Raw genomic sequence first — 9,968 nt, forward strand, 5'->3', positions numbered from 1 at the left:
TTTACTCATTTTCGGGCAAAAAGCAATCTCAAAAGCGATTATCGCCCAGGAAAACCGGGTGGCATCATGCCTTTCATGCCACGCATCATTTTCGCCATGCCGCCTTTCTTCATTTTCTTCATCATGCGCTGCATGTCGTCGAACTGTTTCAGAAGGCGGTTAACGTCCTGCACCTGCATGCCGCAACCGGCTGCGATACGGCGCTTACGGGAACCTTTGATGATATCCGGGTTAGCACGCTCTTTGAGGGTCATTGAGTTGATGATCGCCTCCATACGCACCAGCACCTTGTCATCCATCTGCGCTTTTACGTTGTCTGGGATCTGGCCCATGCCCGGCAGTTTGCCCATCAGGCTTGCCATGCCGCCCATGTTTTTCATCTGACGCAGCTGCTCAAGGAAGTCGGTCAGATCGAAACCGTCACCTTTTTTCAGCTTGCTGGCCAGCTTCTCGGCCTGCGCACGGTCAACTTTGCTCTCGATATCTTCAATCAGCGACAGTACGTCGCCCATGCCGAGGATACGGGAGGCAATACGGTCCGGGTGGAACGGCTCCAGCGCTTCGGTTTTTTCGCCCACACCGAGGAATTTGATCGGCTTACCGGTGATATGACGAATAGAAAGCGCCGCACCGCCGCGGGCGTCACCGTCCACTTTGGTCAGCACCACGCCGGTTAACGGCAGCGCTTCGTTGAACGCTTTCGCGGTGTTCGCCGCATCCTGGCCGGTCATGGCGTCAACCACAAACAGGGTCTCTACCGGGTTGATAGAAGCATGCACCTGTTTGATTTCGTCCATCATCGCTTCGTCGACGTGCAGACGACCGGCGGTATCCACCAGCAGCACGTCGTAGAACTTCAGCTTCGCCTCTTTCAGCGCTGCGTTCACGATGTCGACTGGCTTCTGGGCCACGTCAGACGGGAAGAAATCGACCCCAACCTGCTGCGCCAGGGTCTCCAGCTGTTTGATCGCCGCCGGGCGATAAACGTCCGCAGAAACCACCAGAACTTTTTTCTTGTGCTTCTCGCGCAGGAATTTACCCAGCTTACCGACGCTGGTGGTTTTACCCGCACCCTGCAGACCCGCCATCAACACGACGGCCGGAGGCTGAGCCGCCAGGTTTAGAACCTGGTTCTCTTCGCCCATCGCCGAAACCAGTTCGTTACGAACGATTTTGACGAACTCCTGACCCGGGGTCAGGCTCTTGTTAACTTCATGACCAACCGCCTTCTCTTTAACGCGGTTGATAAAATCACGAACAACCGGCAACGCGACGTCTGCTTCCAGCAGCGCCATGCGCACTTCGCGCAGCGTTTCCTTGATGTTGTCTTCGGTAAGGCGTCCGCGGCCGCTGATGTTGCGCAGCGTGCGCGACAAACGATCGGTTAAATTATCAAACATTGTCTCTCGCCTGAGTAGAAACGTTGGGCCGCCATGAGCGACACATACACAGAATTTTGCCGGAGTATAACATGAAGGCGCCTTTGTTGTTATGCAACGGTTGGAGCAGGCGTCACGTAACGTTATACTGCTTCTCTTTCTTATTAAGACAACTGTCGATGCCTATATGCCTGTTTTCGCACTGATCGCCCTTGTTGCCTACTCTGTCAGCCTTGCGCTGATCATTCCCGGACTGCTGCAAAAAAACAGCGGCTGGCGGCGCATGGCTATTCTGTCGGCGGTGATCGCACTGATTAGTCACGCTTTTGCGCTGGAATCGCGCATCATTCCCGGTGACGGCAGCGTGCAAAACCTGAGCGTGCTGAACGTCGGTTCGCTGGTAAGCCTGATGATCTGTACGGTGATGACCATTGTCGCCTCTAAGAATCGTGGCTGGCTGTTGCTGCCCATTGTTTATGCCTTCGCGCTGATCAATCTGGCCTTAGCTACCTTTATGCCCAATGAGTTCATTACGCATCTGGAAGCCACGCCGGGCATGCTGGTGCACATCGGCCTGTCGCTGTTCTCTTACGCAACGCTGATCATTGCCGCGCTCTATGCCATGCAGCTCGCCTGGATTGACTACCAGTTGAAAAACAAAAAGCTGGCGTTTAACCATGAGATGCCGCCGCTGATGGTCATTGAGCGTAAGATGTTCCACATCACCCAGGTCGGCGTAGTATTATTGACCTTAACGCTCTGCACTGGCCTGTTTTATATGAAAAACCTGTTCAGCGTGGAGAATATCGACAAAGCGGTGCTCTCCATCATCGCGTGGTTTGTCTATATTGTGCTGTTATGGGGCCATTATCATGAGGGCTGGCGCGGTCGTCGCGTGGTCTGGTTCAATGTCGCGGGTGCGGGCATACTCACCCTTGCCTATTTCGGAAGTCGCTTCATACAGCAATTTGCTGGCTAAGTAACAAAGGAGTTCCCCCTGGAACACATCTCTACCACCACGCTGATCGTTACGCTGATCGTCATGGTGGTCATCTCCGCCTATTTCTCTGGTTCGGAAACCGGCATGATGACCTTAAACCGCTACCGGTTACGTCATCGTGCTAAACAGGGTAACCGTGCCGCACGTCGCGTTGAAAAGCTGCTCCGTAAACCGGATCGCCTGATAAGCCTGGTGCTTATCGGTAACAACCTCGTCAATATCCTCGCCTCTGCGCTGGGCACCATTGTCGGGATGCGCCTGTACGGCAACGCCGGGGTCGCGATTGCTACCGGCGTACTGACGTTTGTGGTGCTGGTGTTTGCGGAAGTGCTGCCCAAAACCATCGCTGCGCTTTACCCGGAAAAAGTGGCTTACCCGAGCAGCTTCCTGCTGGCACCGCTGCTGATCCTGATGATGCCGCTGGTCTGGCTGTTGAATATGGTCACCCGTATCCTGATGCGCATGGTCGGCATCAAAGCCGACGTCGCCATCAGCAGTGCACTCAGCAAAGACGAGCTGCGCACCATCGTGAACGAATCCCGCTCGCAGATTTCACGCCGCAATCAGGACATGCTCCTGTCGGTGCTGGATCTGGAAAAGGTCAGCGTTAACGACATTATGGTGCCGCGTAACGAAATCGTCGGGATTGATATTAACGACGACTGGAAGGCCATCGTCCGCCAGCTGACCCACTCCCCGCACGGACGCATTGTGCTTTATCGCGACTCCCTGGACGACGCCATCAGTATGCTGCGCGTGCGGGAAGCCTATCGCCTGATGACCGAGAAAAAAGAGTTCACTAAAGAGGTGATGCTGCGCGCCGCCGACGAGATTTACTACGTGCCGGAAGGAACGCCGCTCAGCACGCAGCTGGTAAAATTCCAGCGTAACAAGAAGAAAGTCGGTCTGGTGGTCGATGAGTATGGCGATATTCAGGGGCTGGTGACGGTCGAAGATATTCTGGAAGAGATTGTTGGAGACTTTACCACCTCCATGTCCCCTTCTCTTGCGGAAGAGGTCACGCCGCAAAACGACGGTTCGGTGCTGATTGACGGCAGCGCGAACATCCGCGAACTCAATAAAGCCTTTAACTGGCATCTGCCGGAAGATGAGGCTCGCACCATGAACGGGATGATTCTGGAAGCACTGGAAGAGATCCCGGCGGCGGGCACGCGGGTGCGCATTGAACAGTATGATATTGATATCCTGGACGTGCAGGACAATATGATTAAGCAGGTGAAGGTCCTGCCTGTTAAACCACTGCGCGAAAGTATCGCGGAATAAAGTTGTAGGCCGGGCAAGGCGAAGCCGCCGCCCGGCACTACGGGACGGCAAATTACGCTTTCGCTTTCGCCACGGTTACCATCGCAGCACGGATGGTACGGCCGTTCAGGGTATACCCTTTCTGCATCACGCCCAGCACTTTACCGGCTTCAACGTCTTCTGATTCCACCATCGCAATTGCCTGGTGTACGTTAGGATCCAGCGGGACGTCGGTATCGGCAATCACTTCCACACCAAACTTACGCACCACGTCCAGCATGGATTTCAGCGTCAGTTCGATACCTTCGATCATCGCCGCGTTGTCCGGATTCGCTTTATCAGCCACTTCCAGCGCGCGATCGAGGCTGTCGATTACCGGCAGCAGTTCGTTGACGAATTTCTCCAGCGCAAACTTATGCGCCTTCTCAACGTCCTGTTCGGTACGACGACGCAGGTTTTCCATTTCCGCCTTGATGCGCAGAACACTGTCGCGTTCGCGATTCTGTGCTTCTACCAGTTGGGCTTCCAGATTCGCAATTTTTTCATCGCGCGGGTCCACCTGCTCAGCAGATGCGTCTGGCTCTACAGCCTCAACTTCATCGTGCTGTTCCGTGATAATTTCTTCAGGGGCTTGCCCCTCAGGCGTTTTCTGTTCTTTACTACTCATGAATTTCTCCGCGTTTTTCTGCATTCATCTCGCTAACTTCGCTTATTATGGGGATCAGTTTCCTGGATTCAAGGGAACAAGAGAGATTGTCATCATTCATCAGGCACAAGGACCTCCAGAAAATGAATAATCATTTCAGGTGTATTGGGATCGTCGGGCACCCGCGTCACCCTACGGCATTGACGACACATGAAATGTTGTATCGCTGGCTGTGTAGCAAAGGCTATGAAGTGATGGTTGAGCAGCAGATCGCTCAGGAGCTGCAGCTTAAGAGCGTCAAAACCGGCACGCTGGCAGAGATTGGACAGCAGGCGGATCTTGCCGTGGTGGTCGGCGGCGACGGCAACATGCTTGGCGCGGCTCGCACGCTGGCCCGCTACGACATAAAAGTCATCGGCATCAACCGTGGCAATCTCGGTTTTCTGACCGACCTCGACCCGGACAACGCGCAGCAGCAGCTGGCCGATGTGCTGGAAGGACATTACATCAGCGAAAAACGTTTTTTACTGGAAGCGCAGGTGTGTCAGCAGGACTGCCAGAAACGCATCAGCACCGCCATTAACGAGGTGGTACTTCACCCCGGCAAAGTGGCGCATATGATTGAGTTCGAAGTGTATATCGATGAAATCTTCGCGTTCTCCCAGCGCTCTGACGGGCTGATTATCTCCACGCCGACGGGCTCGACCGCCTATTCGCTTTCCGCGGGAGGACCAATCCTGACGCCTTCGCTGGATGCCATTACGCTGGTGCCGATGTTCCCGCACACCCTTTCTGCCCGCCCGCTGGTGATTAACGGCAGCAGCACCATCCGCCTGCGTTTCTCGCACCGCCGTAATGACCTGGAGATCAGCTGCGACAGCCAGATCGCACTGCCTATTCAGGAAGGTGAAGATGTACTGATTCGTCGGTGTGATTATCACCTGAATCTTATTCACCCGAAAGATTACAGCTATTTCAACACATTAAGCTCGAAGCTTGGCTGGTCAAAAAAATTGTTCTGATTTTTCATCCAGTGCTTTACTGTATAAAAAACCAGTTTATACTGTATGAAAACACAGTCATGGTTTTTCATACAGGAAAACAATTATGCTGGCACAACTGACCATCAGCAACTTTGCCATTGTTCGTGAGCTTGAGATCGATTTCCACAGCGGCATGACGGCGATCACCGGGGAAACCGGTGCGGGTAAATCCATTGCCATTGATGCCCTCGGCTTGTGCCTTGGCGGGCGTGCTGAGGGTGACATGGTGCGCATGGGCGCCAACCGTGCTGACCTCTGCGCTCGCTTCTCCCTGAAAGACACCCCTGCAGCCCTGCGCTGGCTCGAAGAAAACCAGCTTGAAGATGGACGTGAGTGTTTACTTCGTCGCGTTATCAGCAGCGACGGTCGTTCACGCGGTTTTATCAACGGCACGGCGGTACCGCTTTCTCAGCTTCGCGAGCTGGGCCAGTTGCTAATTCAAATCCATGGTCAGCACGCGCATCAGCAACTGGTTAAGCCGGAGCAGCAAAAATCGCTACTCGATGGCTATGCAGGTGAGTATGCACTTACTCAGTTGATGGCAGAACACTATCGCCAGTGGCACCAGAGTTGCCGCGAGCTGGCTCAGCATCAGCAGCAAAGCCAGGAGCGTGCCGCACGCGCCGAGCTGCTGGAGTATCAGCTCAAAGAACTGAACGAGTTTAACCCGCAGGCGGGTGAGTTCGAACTTATTGACGAAGAGTACAAGCGTCTGGCCAACAGTGGCCATCTGCTCTCTACCAGCCAGAACGCCCTCACCTTACTGGCAGATGGTGAAGACGTTAATCTGCAAAGCCAGCTGTATAACGTGCGTCAGCTTGTTACCGAGCTGGCGGGCATGGACAGCAAACTGTCCGGCGTGCTGGATATGCTGGAAGAGGCGGCGATTCAAATCTCTGAAGCCGGTGATGAACTGCGCCACTACTGTGAACGTCTGGATCTCGATCCCAATCGCCTGTTTGAGCTGGAACAGCGCATTTCCCGTCAGATTTCTTTGGCGCGCAAGCACCACGTCACGCCGGAAGAGTTGCCTGCGTTCTATCAGTCTCTCCTTGATGAACAGCAGCAACTTGACGATCAGGCTGATTCACTGGAAACGCTGACTCTGGCTGTAAACCAGCACCATCAGCAGGCGCTGACCACGGCGAAACAGCTGCATGATGTTCGTCAGCATTATGCTCAGGAACTCAGCCAGCACATCACCGACAGCATGCATACGCTGGCGATGCCACACGGCATATTCACGATTGATGTCCGCTTCGAAGAGAACTCCCTGACGGCGGAAGGCGCGGATCGCATCGAATTCCGTGTCACCACCAACCCAGGCCAGCCGTTACAGCCTATTTCCAAAGTGGCATCCGGTGGTGAGCTCTCCCGTATTGCTCTGGCGATCCAGGTTATCACCGCCCGTAAAATGGAAACCCCGGCCCTGATTTTCGATGAAGTGGATGTGGGGATTAGCGGCCCGACGGCGGCGGTAGTGGGTAAACTGCTGCGCCAGCTCGGTGAATCGACTCAGGTGATGTGCGTCACCCACCTGCCGCAGGTGGCAGGCTGTGGTCATCATCACTTTATCGTCAGCAAAGAAACGGACGGTGAAATGACCGAAACGCACATGAAACCGCTGGATAAACGCTCGCGCCTGCAGGAGCTGGCTCGTCTGCTGGGAGGCAGCGAAGTCACCCGCAATACGCTCGCGAATGCGAAAGAACTGCTGGCGGCATAAACTTTTTCGGGATCTCAGGGTCATACAGAACAACAAAAACGCCGCCAGACCGGTTTCAAAGTGGGGCAAGGTCTATTATCATCGGCATATTACATATGAGCCGCGTACTGCTCGGGCCCGAAAAGGAATCAAATCACTATGCGCTGTAAAACGCTGACCGCTGCCGCTGCGGTTCTTCTGATGTTGACCGCAGGCTGTTCCACTCTGGAGAAAGTGGTTTACCGTCCTGACATCAACCAGGGGAACTACCTTACCCCTAACGATGTGTCTAAAATCCGTGTAGGGATGACACAACAGCAGGTCGCTTATGCACTGGGAACCCCGATGATGTCCGATCCGTTCGGCACCAACACCTGGTTCTATGTATTCCGTCAGCAGCCAGGCCACGAAGATGTGACCCAGCAGACCCTGACGCTGACCTTCAGCAGCGCTGGTGTGTTGACCAACATCGACAACAAGCCTGCCCTGACCAAATAATCCGGCGTCAGAAATGCAAAAAGGTGCTCAATGAGCACCTTTTTTGTATCGACATTTCGCACTGGATCGTAGCCCCGGTAAGCGCAGCGCCACCGGGAGAAGAAAGCACTACTTAGCTGATTTCTCCGCACGCTGGCGACGCAGCTCTTTCGGGTCGGCAATCAACGGGCGATAAATCTCCACCCGGTCGCCCTCTTTCAGCACATCACCCAGCTTCACCGGACGGCTGTAAATGCCGACTTTATTTTTTGCCAGATCGATATCGCCACGAAGCTCCAGAATGCCGGAGGCACGGATAGCCGCTTCAACGGTTGCGCCCTCTTCCAGCGTCACGCGCTGCAGATACTGCTTCTCCGGCAACGCGTAGACCACTTCCACAGCTATCTTATGCGACACTGTAGACCTCTTTGGCGCGGGTCGTGAATGCCTGAACCATATTGGACGCCAGCTCTTTGAAGATGCGGCCAAACGCCAGCTCAATCAGCTTATTGGTAAACTCAAAGTCCAGATGGAACTCGATGCGGCAGGCATCAGCGCTCAGCGGCGTAAACTTCCAGCCTCCCATCAGGGTCTTGAATGGACCATCCACCAGATGCATCAAAATACTCTGATTGTTCGTCAGCGTATTGCGGGTGGTGAACGTCTTGCTGATCCCCGCTTTGGAGACATCCACCGCCGCCGTCATCTGCGTCGGGCCAGACTCCAGAACACGGCTCCCGGTACACCCAGGGATAAATTCTGGATATGACTGAACATCGTTCACTAACTGATACATTTGTTCCGCGCTGTAAGGTACAAGCGCAGTACGGCTAATCTGAGGCATAGCATTTCCCATGGTCACACAACGGACAAATAATAACATTTATCACCTGTTAAAAAAACGCTAAGCCTCATCTCGTGCTAAGATAGCGCGTTAGACCTCACAGGACGCAATGAGGTGACTTTTTGAAATCAGATTACCGACGGCTTTACGACACTTATGACGAAGAAAAAAGTACATAAACCAGGCTCGGCGACCATTGCGCTCAACAAGCGTGCTCGCCATGAGTATTTCATTGAAGAAGAATTTGAAGCTGGCCTTGCCCTGCAGGGCTGGGAAGTAAAATCGCTGCGCGCCGGGAAAGCCAACATCGGCGATAGCTACGTCATCCTGAAAGATGGCGAAGCCTTCCTGTTCGGTGCCAACTTTACGCCGCTGACCGTCGCCTCTTCGCACTACGTGTGTGACCCAACGCGTACCCGTAAGCTGCTGCTGAACAAGCGTGAACTGGAATCCCTCTACGGGCGCATTAACCGTGAAGGCTTTACCGTGGTCGCGCTGTCCCTGTACTGGAAAAACGCCTGGTGCAAAGTGAAAGTTGGCGTTGCCAAAGGTAAAAAACAGCACGACAAACGTACTGACCTGAAAGAGCGCGAATGGCAGCTCGACAAAGCGCGCATTATGAAAAACGCAGGACGTTGATTCTGCACACTTATTGTACTATTCAATAAGTTAGCGTTCCGGGCTGGTATCCAGGAAGTGAAATCTGGTATACTGAGTTCAACACTATTGGGGCTGATTCTGGATTCGACGGGATTTGCGAAACCCAAGGTGCATGCCGAGGGGCGGTTTGCCTCGTTAAAAGCCGCAAAAAAATAGTCGCAAACGACGAAAACTACGCTTTAGCAGCTTAATAACCTGCTCTGAGCCCTCTCTCCCTAGCTTCCGCTCTTAAGACGGGGATCAAAGAGAGGTCAAACCCAAAAGAGATCGCGTGGAAGCCCTGCCTGGGGTTGAAGCGTTAAAACTAATCAGGCTAGTTCGTTAGTGGCGTGTCTGTCCGCAGCTGGCGTGCGAATGTAAAGACAAACTAAGCATGTAGTACCGAGGATGTAGAAATTTCGGACGCGGGTTCAACTCCCGCCAGCTCCACCAAATATTGATGTACTGAAGTTCAGTAAAGTCCACTAAGCCCGCACAGCACAAGCTCTGCGGGCTTTTTTACGTCTATTGTCGTCCAGTGAGAATTGCTGAGAACTATCACATATGGCACCCTGAATGGGACCCACTAAGAAGGGTCCAAAAACCGAGGGTCCCAAAATGGCAAAAATCGCTAAGAAGCTCACTGACACTGAAATCAAAAGCACCAAGCCAGCCGACAAAGAAATCAACTTGTTTGACGGAGATGGTTTGATACTACGAATCGCTCCCCTCTCGAAAGGAGGAAAGAAGAATTGGTATTTCAGGTATGCAGTGCCAGTGAGTAAAAAAAGAACCAAAATGAGCCTTGGGACCTATCCTCACCTTACACTGGCAAGAGCCAGAGCCTTACGAGATGAATACCTTTCCTTGCTTGCTAATGGCATTGATCCCCAAGTTCATAACAACGATAAAGCTAATGCCTTAAAGAATGCTACTGAACACACTCTCCAAGCCGTGGCAAGGAAATGGTTT

The 9,968-nt window shown here is 53.4% G+C and carries 11 protein-coding genes and 1 other RNA gene; 8 read left to right on the forward strand and 4 right to left on the reverse strand.

Features of this window, described 5'->3' with window-relative positions:
- Positions 1–38: 38 nt before the first annotated feature.
- Positions 39–1,400 (reverse strand): signal recognition particle protein, encoded by a 1,362-nt coding sequence (gene ffh, locus M8370_RS19795; RefSeq protein ID WP_013098351.1) that lies wholly within the window; start codon positions 1,398–1,400, stop codon positions 39–41.
- 166 nt (positions 1,401–1,566) lie between these two features.
- On the opposite strand from ffh, the gene M8370_RS19800 reads away from it, so the two are divergent.
- Positions 1,567–2,358 carry a cytochrome C assembly family protein gene (locus M8370_RS19800; protein WP_014832951.1) on the forward strand — a complete coding sequence of 264 codons (792 nt, stop codon included), beginning with the start codon at positions 1,567–1,569 and terminating at the stop codon, positions 2,356–2,358.
- 18 nt (positions 2,359–2,376) lie between these two features.
- Positions 2,377–3,663, forward strand: coding sequence for an HlyC/CorC family transporter (locus M8370_RS19805; RefSeq protein WP_028028086.1), 1,287 nt, complete (start codon positions 2,377–2,379; stop codon positions 3,661–3,663).
- A 52-nt stretch (positions 3,664–3,715) separates the two neighbouring features.
- On the opposite strand, the gene grpE is transcribed toward M8370_RS19805, so the two are convergent.
- Entirely contained in the window at positions 3,716–4,309 is a 594-nt protein-coding gene (grpE, locus tag M8370_RS19810) for a nucleotide exchange factor GrpE (protein ID WP_013098354.1), read from the reverse strand.
- Positions 4,310–4,431: 122 nt separating this feature from the next.
- Here grpE and nadK point away from each other — a divergent pair, with 122 nt between their 5' ends.
- From nadK to bamE, 3 genes are all read left to right on the forward strand, one after another.
- Positions 4,432–5,310, forward strand: a complete 879-nt coding sequence (nadK, locus tag M8370_RS19815; RefSeq protein WP_013098356.1) for an NAD(+) kinase — start codon at positions 4,432–4,434, stop codon at positions 5,308–5,310.
- Between the two features lie 85 nt (positions 5,311–5,395).
- Positions 5,396–7,057 carry a DNA repair protein RecN gene (recN, locus tag M8370_RS19820; protein WP_013098357.1) on the forward strand — a complete coding sequence of 554 codons (1,662 nt, stop codon included), beginning with the start codon at positions 5,396–5,398 and terminating at the stop codon, positions 7,055–7,057.
- A gap of 138 nt (positions 7,058–7,195) precedes the next feature.
- Complete coding sequence (bamE, locus tag M8370_RS19825; protein ID WP_003863121.1) at positions 7,196–7,534, forward strand: outer membrane protein assembly factor BamE; 339 nt, start codon at positions 7,196–7,198, stop codon at positions 7,532–7,534.
- Positions 7,535–7,642: 108 nt separating this feature from the next.
- Here bamE and M8370_RS19830 read toward each other — a convergent pair whose 3' ends face one another.
- Positions 7,643–7,930, reverse strand: a complete 288-nt coding sequence (locus M8370_RS19830) for an RnfH family protein (RefSeq protein WP_095908117.1) — start codon at positions 7,928–7,930, stop codon at positions 7,643–7,645.
- Positions 7,920–8,357 carry a type II toxin-antitoxin system RatA family toxin gene (locus M8370_RS19835; RefSeq protein ID WP_008502504.1) on the reverse strand — a complete coding sequence of 146 codons (438 nt, stop codon included), beginning with the start codon at positions 8,355–8,357 and terminating at the stop codon, positions 7,920–7,922. Before M8370_RS19835 ends, M8370_RS19830 begins: the two co-directional genes overlap by 11 nt.
- Positions 8,358–8,513: 156 nt before the next feature.
- Between M8370_RS19835 and smpB the strand changes: the two genes are divergently transcribed.
- The 3 genes from smpB to M8370_RS19850 form a co-directional block, all read left to right on the forward strand.
- On the forward strand, positions 8,514–8,996 hold the full coding sequence (gene smpB / locus M8370_RS19840) for an SsrA-binding protein SmpB (protein ID WP_250021631.1): 483 nt from the start codon (positions 8,514–8,516) through the stop codon (positions 8,994–8,996).
- An 89-nt stretch (positions 8,997–9,085) separates the two neighbouring features.
- Positions 9,086–9,449: a transfer-messenger RNA gene (gene ssrA, locus M8370_RS19845) on the forward strand.
- Positions 9,450–9,614: 165 nt separating this feature from the next.
- On the forward strand, positions 9,615–9,968 hold a 354-nt coding region (locus M8370_RS19850; RefSeq protein ID WP_250021632.1), incomplete at its 3' end, for an integrase arm-type DNA-binding domain-containing protein.

It is taken from the genome of Enterobacter cloacae complex sp. OE43NF (assembly GCF_023544405.1).
Lineage (GTDB): Bacteria > Pseudomonadota > Gammaproteobacteria > Enterobacterales > Enterobacteriaceae > Enterobacter > Enterobacter cloacae.

Excerpts from the sequence above, each read along its gene's own strand:
- ffh (WP_013098351.1), bottom strand. The coding sequence starts at position 1,400 with ATGTTTGATAATTTAACCGATCGTTTGTCGCGCACGCTGCGCAACATC.
- M8370_RS19800 (WP_014832951.1), top strand. The coding sequence starts at position 1,567 with ATGCCTGTTTTCGCACTGATCGCCCTTGTTGCCTACTCTGTCAGCCTT.
- grpE (WP_013098354.1), bottom strand. The coding sequence starts at position 4,309 with ATGAGTAGTAAAGAACAGAAAACGCCTGAGGGGCAAGCCCCTGAAGAA.
- nadK (WP_013098356.1), top strand. The coding sequence starts at position 4,432 with ATGAATAATCATTTCAGGTGTATTGGGATCGTCGGGCACCCGCGTCAC.
- recN (WP_013098357.1), top strand. The coding sequence starts at position 5,396 with ATGCTGGCACAACTGACCATCAGCAACTTTGCCATTGTTCGTGAGCTT.
- bamE (WP_003863121.1), top strand. The coding sequence starts at position 7,196 with ATGCGCTGTAAAACGCTGACCGCTGCCGCTGCGGTTCTTCTGATGTTG.
- M8370_RS19835 (WP_008502504.1), bottom strand. The coding sequence starts at position 8,357 with ATGCCTCAGATTAGCCGTACTGCGCTTGTACCTTACAGCGCGGAACAA.
- smpB (WP_250021631.1), top strand. The coding sequence starts at position 8,514 with ATGACGAAGAAAAAAGTACATAAACCAGGCTCGGCGACCATTGCGCTC.